Below are 15,554 nucleotides of genomic sequence, written 5' to 3' on the forward strand. Positions count from 1 at the left end.
TTGGTCTTGATATGGGATCTATCTCCTCTCTCCATCCACATACATCGCCAGATCTTCTATGTGCACCATCAACGGTGCTTTTTGCCCATGCCCCATCGCGATCACCGGAACTCTCAGTTTTCCTTCAAGGTAATGACGTCGAGCGACTCGATAACACACACCAAGGTAATCTTGGCAAATGACAGATAAAGGGATGAGGACTTGGCCGTCGTGCAGCTCTAATAGCAATTGGAAAGTCAAAGAGGATTTAATTGGTCTCATAGCATCAATCTCCGTTGTGAGGAGTCTATACTATGGAAGAGGATTCGTTAGCCTGTTTGCATTAGTCAGGCTTTTTTGGCAAGTTAAGCGGAACAACTTTTAGCAGTGTTTAGGCCCAAAAAGCACCTATACGGCAAAAACTGGGCACAAATTGGGCCCTTCAAAATTATAAACCCTTCAAATACATGACAATAAGTCCGCGTTCGTCCAATCAAGCATTGGAGCGATGGAGAACTTGCACGAATGAGTCATAAATCTGAATTCCAGTCTATTGGCGTTAGTTTTGCGATTAAAATAGGCCGAATATTGTAATCACTTCCCAAGATGTGCGCCAATTTATCTTCCAATGTATCGTTTTTCGAGCAATTTTGATAAGTTAGAACGTTCGACGGTACAGCAAGCTGATTCACCACGATGAATTATCAAAGTCTCGATGGTTAACTCATTTATACGTTAACAATGCATACTATTAAGTGTTAAGTGGTATATTATTAATAAAATCCAATGGTTATGGTGATGGATTTGGATCAAGAGCTAGCAAAACAAATCGAAGAGATTTGTGCCGCGAGAGGTGTTCGGCTGACACCTCAAAGAAAAAGAGTGTTTGAACTGATTTGTGCGAGCCCAAAAGCTTCCAGTGCTTATGAGCTATTAGAGCAACTAAAAGTCAGTGAACCACAAGCAAAGCCACCTACGGTTTATCGAGCGCTGGACTTTTTATTAGAGCAAGGCTTTATCCATCGAGTCGAGTCAACCAACAGTTTTATTCAATGTTGCTCGTGTAACGCACATAAACATTATTCGCATCTGCTAATTTGCGACAAATGTAGTAACGTGATTGAACTACAAGATGATAATTTGGTAGCCTTGTTGGCGAGTAACGCAGAGAAGTATGGCTTTGAGATTACAAATCATGTGATTGAATCACATGGAATTTGTCAGTCATGTTCCTCTGATAACAAAGAATAAAGATATAGAAGAGTATTATGCGCGCTGAATTTGTAAACCCGTTTTTGGCTTCACTGATGAACGTCCTAAAAACGATGGCTTCGCTAGAGCTGAAGCCGCAAAAGCCTCGTGTAAAAAAAGACGAGATTGCACGTGGTGATGTATCAGGCCTAATCGGGATGGTTGGTCCGCAAACTCGCGGTTCTATGTCGATTACTTTTGATGAAAGTTTAGCGCTAGAAATCATGGAGAACATGTTGGGTGAACGTCCTAATGGTCTTAATGATGAAGTAACCGATATGGTGGGTGAAATCACCAATATGGTTACCGGCGGTGCAAAACGTATCCTTGCCGAAAGTGGTTTTGATTTTGATATGGCAACCCCGATCGTTGTATCAGGTAAAGGCCACACCATTCGCCATAAATGCGAAGGGGCGATCATTATCATGCCTTTTACCTCTCAATGGGGTAATGCTTTTATTGAAATCTGTTTTGAATAAGCATTAGGCCACCAATGATAAAAAAGCTTCCTCATGGAAGCTTTTTTGTTTTCGGGCTTGTCGTACAACCTAGATAGCTTTTGGATCATGGCAACCCAAGAGCAGGTTAAACAACAATTAGCACATAGCTAACCAAAAGCTATTTAACCTAATCCCATTACTGAATGACGCCTTGTTGTTTTAGCACCTTGATACATTGCTCAACCAATGCTTCAATCGGCAACTCTCCTGCCGGTAAATCAATCTCAGCTTTTAATGGCGCTTCGTAGTCAGAATCAATCCCGGTGAAATTAGCGATCTCACCTGCACGGGCTTTTTTATACAAGCCTTTAGGATCGCGCTGTTCACAGACATCTAAAGAAGCATTGACGAAGACTTCTAAAAACTCACCATCAGGGAACAAGTCACGCACTAACTGACGCTCAGCTCGGTGTGGTGAGATAAACGCTGACAAGACAATAAGTCCGGCATCCACCATCAACTTGGCTAACTCACCAATACGGCGAATATTTTCGCGGCGATCTTGATCAGAAAAACCCAGATCACTGCACAAGCCATGCCGAACGTTATCGCCATCCAGTAGATAGGTATGAAAACCTTGCTCTGCCAGTTTATTTTCTAACGCACCAGCAATGGTCGACTTACCTGCGCCCGATAAGCCGGTAAACCACAGTAGCACCGGTTTTTGTTGTTTGAGTTTGGCGCGCTGGGCTTTATCAACACTGTGCTGATGCCAAACAATGTTTTCATCTTTCACTGCTGTATCCGTTGTCATTATTTACATCCTTAATAAGGGAAGAAGAGTGGGATCAATGTCAGCACCAGTACCGAATAGACAATCGATAATGGGATCCCAACTCGCACATAATCCGTTAATTTGTAATTCCCAACACTGTAAACCAGTAAGTTGGTTTGATAGCCATAGGGAGAGATAAAACTCGCACTGGCGCCAAATAGCACTGCCATAATAAAGGGCATTGGGTCTACGCCATAACCGAGCGCCATACTATAGCCAATAGGAAAAGCCAGAGCAGCTGCCGCATTATTGGTGACAAGCTCAGTTAAGATGAGCGTGAGTAAGTATGTCGCCACCAGCGCCCCAAAAACTCCCCAGCCATTAAAAGTTTCAATAAACACTTGGCCAAGTTTCACCGACAACCCAGATGAGAGCATCAGTTGGGCAATAGAAAGTGCCGAGCCGACAATCACCACAATATCAATTGGAAAGCGACGGCGCACTTCGCCAAGCTGAACAATCCCAAATACCAAGCAGGCTAATAGGTAAACCAGTAGCCCTTTGATCAATGGCACCCACTCTAATAGAGCTAATGCGATCACCGAGCTAAACCCCAGTAGCACTAAGCTCGATTTTTGGAAATCAAGGCGTGCACTCGAATCAAGGTCATTGACCAAGACGAACTCTTTACGGTGTGCTCGGCGCTCCGCTTCAAAACGTTTGCCGGGTACCAAAACTAAAGTATCACCCGCGTTGAGCGTGACATTACCTAAGCCACCTTCTAAACGTTCATGACCACGGCGAATAGCGACGACTACCGCATCAAAACGATCACGAAAGTGACTGGTTTTTAGCGTCTTATTACAAAAACTGGCCGAAGAACTGACCACCACTTCAATAAAGCTTTGCCCATTTAAGTGGTGCTGACCAAATAGGGTTAAGCCCTGTATCTCTTGGAGAGTAGCCACACTCTCTATATCACCACAAAACAGTAATCGGTCTTTGGCTTCCAGCACAAATTCCGGATCAACCGATGGCATGGTTTTACCACCGCGGATCACTTCGGCAAGAAACAGCTTACGTAATGCACGTAAGTTATTTTCCGCGATACTGCGTCCTACGAGTGGCGATCCAGGCTCAACTCGCGCTTCAAGAAAATAAGGTAAATCATCTTGTGATTGATCATCGTAATTGGGCAGCAAGTAGCTCAACGGGATCAAGATCAACATGCCGCCAAACAGAACAGACAAACCGATCAAGGTTGGAGTAAAAAAGCCCAAACTGGGTAGCCCGGCATCTTCGACAAAGCTATTAATGATCAAGTTGGTTGAAGTGCCGATCAAGGTCAGCGTACCGCCTAAAATAGCTGCATAAGAGAGAGGAATAAGTAGTTTTGATGGCGCATGTTGCTGATTGCGCTTAATCGCCCCAATAAGAGACACTACCACTGCTGTATTATTGGTAAATGACGACAGTAGCGCAGTCGAAATACCCATTTTGGCGACAACCGAGGCTAGTCTTCCCGTAGACAGGCTGCGGCTAACCCAGCTGATAAGTAATGTTTTTTCTAGTGCGCTGGAGGCTAAAATCAATAGCACTAGAGTTAATAAAGATGAATTGGTGAAATTGGTCGCGACTTCATTAAGTTCAATTAAGCCCGCCATAAAAGCGATAAATGCCGCGCCAGCAAAAATATAGCTTGGTTTAGCGCGTGTCACGACAAGGCATATCACGATACCGAGCAAGATAGCTAACACAAATCCTTGTTGCCACATACCGCTTCCCTACTTCACCCATTCATTATCTTTATCGGCGATGTGCGACTCAAAACATCACTAAACCAACCGAATAAAGAACTGATACGAACATCCATCATGCATCGAAACTCGCGCTTCACATCCTGATCCTGCGCGAGATGTCGATGCCTTAAATAGCCACTAAATATGTGCTTATTTAAGTAATTGACTAATGTCTTTTGCTTCCCAGTGAGGGAAATGCTTGCGAACCAAAGCGTTAAATTCTACTTCGAAGGCAGAGATATCACCGGTTTGCAATTCCACTTGGTTCAAGCTTTCACGTACCAAGCCAGCCCCCACCGTCACGTTAGTTAAACGGTCAATCACGACAAAGCCACCGGTATCTTGGCAATCGGTATAGCGATCTAGTGCTACCGATTCAGTCAGTGTCCACTCGCACAAACCAATACCATTAAGTGGCAGTTCGACTGCACTGTGGGTGGATAGATTGTTGATATCATATTGATGACGAATCGACTCAACTCGACCGACAGTTTTCTTACCAGCAATTTTGATATCGTATTCGCGGCCTGGCTGTAGAGCTTGCTCAGTCATCCATACCACATCAGCTAACAGGTGATTACTCGATTCAATTTGGGCATTGTCCAATACCAATAAATCACCACGGCTAATATCAATTTCATCTTCTAGGGTAAGTGTGACCGCCTGCCCTGCATACGCGGTAGGTAAATCCCCGTCGAAGGTAACAATACGCGCGACTTTCGAGCTTTTGCCCGATGGTAAGGCTTGCACGCTATCACCCACATTGATGGTGCCAGACGCTATCGTGCCAGCGAAACCGCGGAAATCGAGGTTAGGTCGGTTCACATATTGAATCGGGAAACGGAAATCACCCGCACCTTTGTCTTGGTCAATATCGACATTTTCCAAGATTTCCAGTAAAGGTTGTCCATCAAACCAGCTCATTTTTGAACTCGGTTCAACCACGTTATCACCTTCAAGCGCTGAGAGTGGCAAGATCTGAATGTTGGTTTCACCACGCAGGTTCTTCGAGAACTCTAAGTATTCATCGCGAATTTGTTCAAATCGATCTTGTGAGTAATCCACCAGATCCATCTTGTTCACGGCGACGACAAAATGTTTCAAACCCAGCAAGTTGGCAATGAACGAATGACGACGGGTTTGATCCAATACGCCTTTACGCGCATCAATCAAGATCACCGCGAGATCACACGTTGATGCACCCGTGGCCATATTACGCGTGTACTGCTCGTGCCCCGGTGTATCTGAGATAATGAACTTACGCTTTTGGGTAGAGAAATAACGGTAAGCAACATCAATGGTGATGCCTTGTTCACGCTCGGCTTGTAAGCCATCAACCAATAGCGCAAGGTCTGGGCGTTCGCCCGTGGTTCCTACACGTTGGCTATCATTGTGAACGGCGGCCAATTGATCTTCATAAATTTGCTTTGAGTCATGCAGCAAGCGACCGATCAAAGTACTCTTGCCATCATCGACTGAGCCACACGTTAGAAATCTAAGTAATGACTTGTATTGGTGTTGGGTTAGGTATCCTTCAATACCCAGCTCCGCTAATTGCGCTTCTACTGCACTGTTCATGTTCTTTCCTTAGATCCTAATTAGAAGTAGCCTTGGCGTTTTTTCAGCTCCATCGATCCTGACTGATCGTGGTCGATCGCGCGCCCTTGGCGCTCACTCGATGTCGCCACCAACATCTCTTCAATAATACCGGTCAGCGTGTTCGCGTCTGATTCAACAGCCCCTGTCAGTGGATAACAGCCAAGCGTACGGAAACGCACGTTCTTTTCTTCTACCACTTCACCCGGTTCAAGCTTCATTCGGTCATCATCAACCATGATCAACATGCCATCACGCTCAACCACAGGGCGCTTATCGGCAAGATAGAGCGGCACAATGTCGATATTTTCTAGGTAGATGTATTGCCAGATATCCAACTCCGTCCAGTTTGACAACGGGAAGACTCGGATACTCTCGCCTTTGTTGATTTGACCGTTGTAGGTCTTCCACAATTCAGGACGCTGATTTTTTGGATCCCAGGTATGGTTTTTATCGCGGAACGAATAAACACGCTCTTTGGCTCGAGATTTTTCTTCATCACGACGCGCACCACCAAAAGCAGCATCAAAGCCATATTTATTCAATGCTTGTTTTAACCCTTGGGTTTTCATGATGTCCGTGTGCTTTGATGAACCGTGCTCAAATGGGCTACATCCCATCGCGATACCTTCTGGGTTCTTATGAACCAAAAGCTCAAAGCCATACTTTTCTGCAGCTTTATCGCGAAAATCGATCATCTCTTTGAATTTCCAATCGGTATCTACGTGCAGTAGTGGAAAAGGAATCTTGCCTGGATAAAAGGCTTTCCTTGCCAAATGCAACATTACCGATGAGTCTTTACCGATTGAGTACATCATTACCGGATTATCAAACTCTGCCGCGACTTCACGGATGATGTGAATACTCTCGGCTTCTAACTGTTTAAGGTGAGTTAAACGTTCTTGGTCCATGTTGGTGCTTCCTTTGCAGCTCTATGAGCGTTTCGGCTAGTCTTTCGTTATGCGTATTGACGTTGCTGGAGTGATTGATCTTCTTGATTAAACCACTGTAATTTGTCTGATAGTGCGACCACTTCTCCCACCACGATTAAGGATGGGGATTGAGCGTCTTGCGCTAATTCGGTAAGCTGTGACAGCTGACCTTTAAAGATTTTTTGGCACGATTGAGTACCGCGTTCGATGATCGCAATTGGCGTACTTGATTGGCGCCCATGACGAATTAATTGCTCTTGGATGTAATCGGATTTCATCAATCCCATATAAATCACAAGCGTCTGATTACCACGCGCTAATGTTGACCAATCCATTTCATCGCTTTCTGCTTTCAAATGACCGGTAATAAACATGGCAGATTGCGCGTGATCACGGTGAGTAAGAGGGATCCCTGCATAAGCGGTTGCGCCAGCGGCAGCGGTAATTCCAGGGATAACTTGAAAACGGATACCCGCATCGGCAAGCACTTCGAGCTCTTCAGCACCACGACCAAAGACAAACGGATCGCCGCCTTTAATACGTACAACGCGATGACCTTGCTTGGCAAAATCCACTAACAATTGATTGGTCTTTTCTTGCGGTACACTGTGGTGGCCAGCTCGCTTACCAACACAGACTAAAATAGTGTCGTCTGGGATCAGTGCTAAAATGTCATCAGAGACAAGGTAGTCGTAGAGCACCACATCCGCTTGTTGAATAAAATTCAATGCCTTGACCGTCAATAGCTCAGCATCACCAGGGCCTGCGCCAACCAGTGCAACTTCTCCGTGACGCAACTGACTTACCGCGCTCAAGACTGGGCGAAGAGGTGTTTCTTGTTTTGCTCTTAAGTGGTTCAGGGGGAACTGAGACACTGTTTCCTTGTTCGCCATATTGCCATCCTTCCATGTGAATAACTACATTATGGACTTCTAGGCATATTACCTGAAATTCTAAAATTTCATTTTTTATATCAATAACTGATAAGAGAAAAAATGGAACGGTGAAATAAACGCCAAAAAATCTGAGAATGTAACGACAGAACCGCATTAAACAGGCGCTTGACGTCACATTTTGAAATGCATCTAGAATCTAGTTACATGACATTTTGTTACATTAGCCGCAGTGAAAATAACGCTATCGGAGCGAAAAAAATGAAAGTAGCAGTGAAACCTTTAACCCTAGCAGTGCTTGGTGGCATGTTGACCATGGCAGGTCCTGCAATGGCAGATACGATCAAACTTCGTATTATTGAAACAACTGATATTCACACTAACGTGATGGATTACGATTACTACAAAGACTCAGCCTCTGAGAAAATCGGTCTTACACGTACTGCTACTTTAGTTAAACAAGCTCGCGCTGAAGTTGAAAACAGCGTACTGGTTGATAATGGTGATTTGATCCAAGGTAGCCCAATGGGCGACTACATGGCTGATAAAGGCATTGATGCGGGTGAAGTTCACCCTGTCTACAAGGCAATGAACCAACTAAACTACGATGTGGGCAACATTGGTAACCACGAGTTTAACTACGGTCTAGAGTTTCTAGCAGAAACCATCAATGACGCGAACTTCCCATACGTGAGTGCTAACGTATTTGATAAGAAAACCGGCAAACACTACTTCAAGCCTTACATCATCAAAACACACACATTTAAAGATGTTGATGGCGCAGAGCATCAAATCAAAGTGGGTTACATTGGTTTCGTGCCACCTCAAATCATGATTTGGGATAAGAAAAACTTAGAAGGCCAAGTTTTCGCCAAAGATATCAAGGAATCAGCAGAAGAGTTGATCCCACAAATGAAAGCGGAAGGTGCTGACGTTATCGTGGCGATCCCGCACTCAGGAGTTGCCTCTGATCCGCACAAATCAGGCGCAGAAAACTCGACTTACTACCTAGCGGACGTTGAAGGCATCGATGCGATTGCTTTTGGCCACTCGCACGCGGTTTTCCCTGGTAAAGGTTTTGATAACATTCCTGGCGTTGACAATGAAAACGGTACCATTAATGGCGTAGCATCAGTGATGCCAGGCCGTTGGGGTAGCCATGTTGGCGTGATTGATCTGCAATTGGCACAAAAAGATGGCAAGTGGCAAGTCGTTGAAGGCAAAGCAGAAGCTCGCCCTATCTACGATGGCATCAATAAAAAGTCGTTAGCTAAAGCCGACGAAGGCATGGTTCAAGCACTACAAGCTGACCACAAAGGTACACGTGAATTTGTTAACCAGCCAATCGGTAAAGCGAATGACGTAATGTACAGCTTCCTGTCTCTTGTTCAAGACGACCCAACGGTACAAATCGTTAACCTTGCACAACAAGATTACGTTGAACGCTTTATTCAAGGTGACCCAGATCTAGCTGACATTCCAGTACTTTCTGCTGCTGCGCCTTTTAAAGCGGGCGGCCGTAAAGATGACCCATCAGGCTTTACCGAAGTTGAATCTGGTCAGCTTACTTTCCGTAACGCAGCGGATCTTTACCTATACCCAAATACACTGGTTGCGTTGAAGATGACCGGTAAAGATGTACAAGAGTGGTTAGAATGTTCTGCGGGTCAATTTAATCAAATCGACATTAACACAACAGCACCACAATCTCTGATTAACTGGGATGGTTTCCGTACTTACAACTTTGATGTAATGGATGGCGTTAACTACCAAGTTGATATCACTCAACCTGCAAAATACGACGGTGACTGTAAACTGGTTAACGCAGACGCTAAACGTATCGTCGGTTTGACGTTCCAAGGTAAAGCAATCAACCCAGACCAAGAGTTCATCGTGGCAACCAACAACTACCGTGCATACAGCAACAAATTTGCCGGTACGGGTAGCGACCACATTGCGTTTGATTCACCAGATGAAAACCGCTCAGTGGTTGCCGCTTATATCTCTCGCGTAAGCAAAGAGAAAGGTGAAGTAACGCCAAGTGCTGATAACAACTGGACATTTGCACCAATCACGGCGGATAAGAAACTTGATATTCGTTTTGAAACCTCGCCAAGCGAAAAAGCAACTCAGTTTATTAAAGACAAAGGTCAATACCCAATGAAGCAAGTCGCAACCGATGATGTTGGCTTTGCGATTTACCAAATTGATCTACAAAAATAATCACTTGTTACCTACCTTGTTGTAGGGCAAGCAGTTAAACTCAAGCCGCTATCATTATATAGCGGCTTTTTTATGGCTATTTTGCCCGTATGAGGAAGGAAGCACCTTATGGATTCACGCTTTACAGACCACCTTCGCCAGCATGATTTCTCAGATGATGAAATTGCACAACTGGTTGAACTCGCAAGCCCATTAGAGTTGCCAACACGCCATATATTGGTAGAACAAGGTGCGCGAGCCAATGCTTTTTATTTTGTTTTAGAAGGGCTTTGCCACGCCAGTTATCTCACTGAACAAGGAAAAGAGTTCAGTAAAGAGTTTTATTGGGAGCAAGACTGGGTCATTGGTTTTGAAAGCCTAATCAAACAACAAGGCTCACCTTTTTTGATTGAAACTCTTACACCGTGTTTGATCCTTTGTTTACCTATCAAGACACTACAACAATGGCGTTTGGCTCATCATCCTATCTATTTGAAATTGGTCGAAGCGCAGTTGATGCATAAAGAAAATAAAGAGCGTTTTATGTTGCTGTATAGCCCTGAAGAACGCTATCAACTGTTCTGTCACCATTTCCCACAACTTGAGCCGCGTCTGACTGACTATCAGATTGCCGCCTACCTTGGTATTTCTTCGGTTAGCCTGAGTCGAATAAAACACCGCATTCAGGATTAGTCGTAAACCCACGCTATATTACTCATCGCCATCTCGAGATATTTGGCAAAATTGGCGCTGAGCTTAACAAATGTTAATGTTGAAAAATGCCTCGCTTGCTATGGTGAGTAAAGATTAATTATTCGAAGATTTCTATGATCACTTGGAAAGCAATACCCTTTGCACAACTTACTAACCACGAGTTGTATCAATTACTTAAGTTACGTGTGGATGTATTTGTGGTTGAACAAACCTGCCCATATCCTGAACTGGATGACAAAGACACCCTCGATGGTGTGATGCATTTACTTGGTTACCAGCAAAATCAGTTGGTGGCATGTGCGCGCTTATTACCACAGGGCACCAGCTATCCGAGTGTCAGTATCGGTCGTGTCGCCACGAAACAAAGTGCGCGAGGCGCTGGCTTAGGTCATCAGTTATTACAACAAGCTATCGCACAATGCCTGCAACGTTGGCCAAATCAAGCAATCGAAATAGGCGCTCAACAACACCTTACTGCTTTTTATCAGCAACATGGCTTTGTGCAAACATCAACAATGTACCTAGAAGATGGTATTCCCCATGTTGATATGAAGAGAAGTGTCACAAGCGAAATGGCGCAATAATGAATTGGTCGATCACGACGATCGCCATAACGTTATTAGTCGTTGGTAATTTGGCCGCCTCTTTATCAGATGTGGCGGTCAAAATGCTCGAAGGGGGGATTTCAACTTTTCAGTATGTTTTTCTGCGCCAGTTATTTTCAGTGCTCATCGTATTGCCGCTGTGGCTGAAACAAAGCAAGCGACAACGGGCATTGACGGCGCCAGCTATCATTACTATTCGCGCATTGCTGATCATCATCGGCAGTGGTTGTATGATGATAGCGGTTACTCACTTACCCTTAGCCACCGCTAACGCAATTTTTTACGCCGCCCCGCTATTAATGCTACCTCTGTCGATATTGTTATTGAAAGAGATACCACCATGGGGAAAAGCGCTATCAACCATGATTGGCTTTATCGGTGTACTGATTGTCTTACGGCCTTCACAATTTCACTGGGCGGGCTATTTTGCTCTCGGCACTGCAATTACCTTAGCGCTATTTAATTTACTCGCAAGAAAACTTCCGGCGCAACAAACCGTGATTACGGCTCTGTTTTGGACTTCACTCATTTCCTTGCCAATAACCGCTTTGTTGGCGTATTTAACTTGGCAGCCGCTAGATTGGCAGGCACTGCTGCTGGTCGCTGGTAGTGCAGGCTTAATTTTGCTCTACAATGGCTTGGCGGTAAAAGCCTATAAGGCCGCCCCTGCCGGACAAATCGCCTTGGCGGAGTATTCTGGCTTGGTATTTGTAGTGTTGCTTGGCGTGTGGGGCTTTAATGAAATTCCAGATAGCATGACAGCGCTAGGAATATTGCTGATCATTATTCCGCTCTTGCCGTTGAAGGAGTTGATTCAACGACGAAAGAGAGATTTATAACGAGACCATCATTGGCGAGTAAGTAATTACTTACTGCGGCCAAAACCGCCATCAGATACACGGAAAAACATCACCGATTGGGCGGACTTTTCCAATTGCAGAATATCTAAAGAGCCATCTTGTGCAAGTTTAAAACGCACTAATTGACCGGCTTTGATTCGGCTCAGTGGCTTATCGCTACCTTCAACTTTAACCAAGGCATTGAGATCCGACATCGGCAAACCATTAGAACGGAAAACTTGTGCCAAAGTGTCACCATTTTTCACCGTATACTCTTTCCACTCATCACTGAGCGTTTCCGGCGATTGCACTTCACCTTGCTCACTGAGACTTTGAGTATTGATATCAATCGCGACTCGTTGACTGGCTTCTGGCTGTGGCTCATCAGCCGACTGTGGGAAAGGTACCACCAATAGAATCAACACCAAAGGCGTTAACACCATTAAGCCGCGCTGGTGCAACTTAGGCAAGCGTGCCCACTGGCTAAGAGTGCCATCTTTGATCTTTGCCCAATCAAATTCAGCAAACTTGTCTTTCATCAACTGAACATAATCGACTTGCTGTGGTTTTTTCTTACGGCGATTCATTGAACCTGTCTCCAAACAACTGAGTACCAAGTATAAAAACCTACTCTTCTTGAGTATAGGGAATTTCGCCTCTGAAAGTAATGCTGCTGTCAAAACTGACCGTTTGTGGCAAAAATTAAGACCTAGCTCTCACTATAATCGCTCTGCAACAAAGTCTCAGGGCTGACGTTTCCTCAAGGCACTAATGCTGGTATCCTTTGGTACTTTATATAGCGATGAAAGAGAGACATCATGTCTGAAGTTAAATTTGAAACTGTAGAGCAAAAAGCAAGCTACGGTATTGGTCTACAAATGGGCCAGCAACTAGCGGGTTCTGGTATTGAAGGTCTTAATGTTGATGCAATCGCTGCCGGCATTGCAACTGCACTAACTGGTGACATGCCAGCGATCGAAATCGACGAAATCAACAACGCACTGCAAGAGCTTCACACTCGCGCTGAATCAGCTCGTCAAGAAGCAGCAAAAGCGGCAGCGGCTGACGGTGAAGTATTCCTAACTGACAACGCTCTTCGTCCAGAAGTGACTGTGCTTGAATCTGGTCTTCAGTACGAAATCATCACTGAAGGTACTGGCGAGATCCCAACATCTGACAAGCAAGTTCGCGTACACTACCACGGTGAGCTAACTGACGGCACTGTATTCGACAGCTCTGTATCTCGCGGTCAACCTGCTGAGTTCCCAGTAACTGGCGTAATCAAAGGCTGGGTTGAAGCACTTCAACTAATGCCTGTAGGCTCTAAGTGGAAACTATACATCCCACAAGACCTTGCATACGGTGAGCGTGGCGCTGGCGCTGCAATTCCTCCGTTCGCAGCACTTGTGTTCGAAGTAGAACTACTAGACATCCTATAATTGAGTTAAAACTTAGTTATCGAAAAAGCGGCGCACAGCGTCGCTTTTTTTTAACTAAAATATAGGGACGAACAACGTAAAAGGAATATAACAATGAAAAAATGTGCCGCCGGTTTCGCAGTGCTACTCTTCGCCACTACCGTGAATGCCAGTTCATTCTTAGACTCAGTGACCAGCAAAGATACAACCGACTTGATCAGCAGTGTCTCAGAAAAATATGATGTCGCTGGTCATTCACTACCGATGACTGAATTGCTAACGCAAAAACTTGATGTGTCTCCTGAAGAAGCGCTAAAAGGGACCAACGCGTTGTTTTCACTCGCTGAAAATCAATTATCTTCAGGCGACCTTTCTGAGCTGGAATCGCTGATCCCTTGGTCATCGAACATTCCTGACGCACAGAACCTGCTAGGCAAAGTTGAAAACATGGATGCAGTGAAAAGCGTATTCGAAAAAGCAGGTCTTGATCCATCGATGATCAATCAGTTTGTACCTGTCATTTTAGGATATCTAGGGGATAGTGGTGCAAGTGAAGGCCTACTAGGCTCACTGGGTGATCTTTGGAAAAGCGCTGACTAAGCAGCTAAGAAGTGAAATAGACAAGAATGTCTAAATCCTAAATTCCAGACAATAAAAAAGCCGAGCTAATGCTCGGCTTTTTTTGTCTTTCGAACCTGATTACTCAGCAGCTTCTTCAGCAGCTGGGCGATCTACAAGCTCAATGTAAGCCATTGGAGCTTTATCACCAGCACGGAAGCCAGCTTTTAGGATACGAGTGTAACCGCCCTGACGAGCAGCAAAACGTGGACCTAGTTCGTTAAACAGTTTTGCAACAACTTCGTTATCACGAGTGCGTGCAAATGCAAGACGACGGTTAGCAACACTGTCAGTCTTAGCTAGTGTAATCAAAGGCTCAACTACGCGACGTAGCTCTTTTGCTTTAGGCAATGTAGTCTTGATAACTTCATGACGTACTAAAGAGCTAGCCATATTGCTGAACATCGCTTTACGATGTGAGCTGTTGCGGTTGAGTTGACGACCACTCTTACGATGGCGCATGACCTAATCCTTCTAACTAGTATCGATTAATCTTCAGCGATAGACGCTGGTGGCCAGTTTTCTAGGCGCATGCCCAGAGACAGACCACGTGATGCAAGTACGTCTTTAATCTCAGTAAGAGATTTTTTACCAAGGTTTGGCGTTTTAAGTAGCTCAACCTCAGTACGCTGTACAAGATCACCGATGTAGTGAATCGCTTCTGCTTTCAAACAGTTAGCAGAGCGAACTGTTAGTTCAAGATCGTCTACAGGACGCAGTAGGATAGGATCAAATTCAGGCTTCTCTTCCTTCTCCTCAGGTACACGTACATCACGAAGATCTACGAACGCATCCAGTTGTTCAGCTAGGATAGTAGCTGCACGACGGATTGCTTCCTCAGGGTCTAGAGTACCGTTCGTTTCCATATCGATAACAAGCTTGTCTAAGTCTGTACGTTGCTCTACACGAGCCGCGTCAACAGAGTAAGCAATCTTGTCTACTGGACTGTATGTTGCGTCAACCAGTAGGCGACCAATAGGACGCTCATCTTCTTCGGTATGGATACGAGCAGAAGCAGGAACATAACCACGACCACGTTCAACTTTGATACGCATAGCGATCTCAGCGTTGTCATCCGTTAGGTGACAAATAACGTGTTCAGGGTTAGTGATCTCTACATCACCATCATGGGTGATGTCACCTGCAACCACAGGGCCCGAGCCTGATTTATTCAGCGTAATAAACACTTCATCTTTGCCTTCGGCAACGCGTACAGCCAAACCTTTAAGGTTCAGTAGGATTTCAAGAATATCTTCTTGAACGCCTTCTTTAGTGCTGTATTCGTGTAGAACGCCTTCAATCTCAACTTCAGTAACCGCACAACCCGGCATAGAAGATAGAAGAATTCGGCGAAGTGCATTACCAAGAGTATGGCCGAAACCACGCTCTAACGGCTCAAGAGTTACTTTTGCGTGTGTCGTGCTGATTTGTTCGATGTCAACAAGACGTGGCTTAAGAAATTCTGTTACAGAACCCTGCATTGTGTCCTCTCT

Annotated in this window: 17 protein-coding genes; 8 read left to right on the forward strand and 9 right to left on the reverse strand. The window is 44.9% G+C overall.

Annotated elements, in window-relative coordinates:
• Positions 1–18 precede the first annotated feature (18 nt).
• Complete coding sequence (locus tag RH86_RS11905) at positions 19–261, reverse strand: pyocin activator PrtN family protein (protein ID WP_009386367.1); 243 nt, start codon at positions 259–261, stop codon at positions 19–21.
• Between the two features lie 510 nt (positions 262–771).
• On the opposite strand from RH86_RS11905, the gene zur reads away from it, so the two are divergent.
• Together zur and RH86_RS11915 are read left to right on the forward strand one after the other, a co-directional pair.
• Positions 772–1,230, forward strand: coding sequence for a zinc uptake transcriptional repressor Zur (gene zur / locus RH86_RS11910; RefSeq protein ID WP_190275912.1), 459 nt, complete (start codon positions 772–774; stop codon positions 1,228–1,230).
• Positions 1,231–1,247: 17 nt separating this feature from the next.
• The gene (locus RH86_RS11915) at positions 1,248–1,709 is read left to right on the forward strand and encodes a chemotaxis protein CheX (protein ID WP_005597067.1); all 462 of its coding nucleotides are present in this window, start codon (positions 1,248–1,250) and stop codon (positions 1,707–1,709) included.
• A 157-nt stretch (positions 1,710–1,866) separates the two neighbouring features.
• On the opposite strand, the gene cysC is transcribed toward RH86_RS11915, so the two are convergent.
• From cysC to cobA, 5 genes are all read right to left on the reverse strand, one after another.
• Positions 1,867–2,484: an adenylyl-sulfate kinase gene (cysC, locus tag RH86_RS11920; protein WP_009386370.1), complete on the reverse strand. Its 618-nt coding sequence runs from the start codon at positions 2,482–2,484 to the stop codon at positions 1,867–1,869.
• Between the two features lie 11 nt (positions 2,485–2,495).
• Complete coding sequence (locus RH86_RS11925; RefSeq protein ID WP_009386371.1) at positions 2,496–4,220, reverse strand: SLC13 family permease; 1,725 nt, start codon at positions 4,218–4,220, stop codon at positions 2,496–2,498.
• Between the two features lie 174 nt (positions 4,221–4,394).
• On the reverse strand, positions 4,395–5,822 hold the full coding sequence (cysN, locus tag RH86_RS11930) for a sulfate adenylyltransferase subunit CysN (protein ID WP_009386372.1): 1,428 nt from the start codon (positions 5,820–5,822) through the stop codon (positions 4,395–4,397).
• Positions 5,823–5,842: 20 nt separating this feature from the next.
• On the reverse strand, positions 5,843–6,751 hold the full coding sequence (cysD, locus tag RH86_RS11935; protein WP_005597074.1) for a sulfate adenylyltransferase subunit CysD: 909 nt from the start codon (positions 6,749–6,751) through the stop codon (positions 5,843–5,845).
• Positions 6,752–6,798: 47 nt separating this feature from the next.
• Positions 6,799–7,665 (reverse strand): uroporphyrinogen-III C-methyltransferase, encoded by an 867-nt coding sequence (gene cobA / locus RH86_RS11940; protein ID WP_009386373.1) that lies wholly within the window; start codon positions 7,663–7,665, stop codon positions 6,799–6,801.
• Positions 7,666–7,926: 261 nt separating this feature from the next.
• Here cobA and cpdB point away from each other — a divergent pair, with 261 nt between their 5' ends.
• From cpdB to RH86_RS11960, 4 genes are all read left to right on the forward strand, one after another.
• Complete coding sequence (gene cpdB / locus RH86_RS11945; protein ID WP_009386374.1) at positions 7,927–9,888, forward strand: 2',3'-cyclic-nucleotide 2'-phosphodiesterase; 1,962 nt, start codon at positions 7,927–7,929, stop codon at positions 9,886–9,888.
• Between the two features lie 108 nt (positions 9,889–9,996).
• Positions 9,997–10,560, forward strand: a complete 564-nt coding sequence (locus tag RH86_RS11950; protein ID WP_009386375.1) for a Crp/Fnr family transcriptional regulator — start codon at positions 9,997–9,999, stop codon at positions 10,558–10,560.
• 134 nt (positions 10,561–10,694) lie between these two features.
• Positions 10,695–11,165, forward strand: coding sequence for a GNAT family N-acetyltransferase (locus RH86_RS11955; RefSeq protein ID WP_009386376.1), 471 nt, complete (start codon positions 10,695–10,697; stop codon positions 11,163–11,165).
• Positions 11,165–12,025, forward strand: a complete 861-nt coding sequence (locus RH86_RS11960) for a DMT family transporter (protein WP_009386377.1) — start codon at positions 11,165–11,167, stop codon at positions 12,023–12,025. The genes RH86_RS11955 and RH86_RS11960 overlap by 1 nt, the downstream gene beginning before the upstream one ends.
• 26 nt (positions 12,026–12,051) lie before the next feature.
• On the opposite strand, the gene RH86_RS11965 is transcribed toward RH86_RS11960, so the two are convergent.
• Positions 12,052–12,612: a LysM-like peptidoglycan-binding domain-containing protein gene (locus RH86_RS11965; RefSeq protein WP_009386378.1), complete on the reverse strand. Its 561-nt coding sequence runs from the start codon at positions 12,610–12,612 to the stop codon at positions 12,052–12,054.
• 231 nt (positions 12,613–12,843) lie between these two features.
• Between RH86_RS11965 and RH86_RS11970 the strand changes: the two genes are divergently transcribed.
• Together RH86_RS11970 and RH86_RS11975 are read left to right on the forward strand one after the other, a co-directional pair.
• Positions 12,844–13,464: an FKBP-type peptidyl-prolyl cis-trans isomerase gene (locus RH86_RS11970; RefSeq protein ID WP_005597087.1), complete on the forward strand. Its 621-nt coding sequence runs from the start codon at positions 12,844–12,846 to the stop codon at positions 13,462–13,464.
• A gap of 93 nt (positions 13,465–13,557) precedes the next feature.
• Positions 13,558–14,043 carry a DUF2780 domain-containing protein gene (locus RH86_RS11975; RefSeq protein ID WP_005597089.1) on the forward strand — a complete coding sequence of 162 codons (486 nt, stop codon included), beginning with the start codon at positions 13,558–13,560 and terminating at the stop codon, positions 14,041–14,043.
• 99 nt (positions 14,044–14,142) lie between these two features.
• Here the strand turns inward: RH86_RS11975 and rplQ are convergent, their stop codons facing one another.
• A complete protein-coding gene (gene rplQ / locus RH86_RS11980) occupies positions 14,143–14,523 on the reverse strand; it encodes a 50S ribosomal protein L17 (RefSeq protein ID WP_005383141.1) in 381 nt (126 codons plus the stop codon).
• 26 nt (positions 14,524–14,549) lie between these two features.
• Entirely contained in the window at positions 14,550–15,542 is a 993-nt protein-coding gene (locus RH86_RS11985) for a DNA-directed RNA polymerase subunit alpha (RefSeq protein WP_005597091.1), read from the reverse strand.
• Positions 15,543–15,554 lie beyond the last annotated feature (12 nt).

This window comes from Vibrio sp. N418 (assembly GCF_000222565.1).
In the GTDB taxonomy this organism is placed as follows: Bacteria; Pseudomonadota; Gammaproteobacteria; order Enterobacterales; family Vibrionaceae; genus Vibrio; species Vibrio scophthalmi.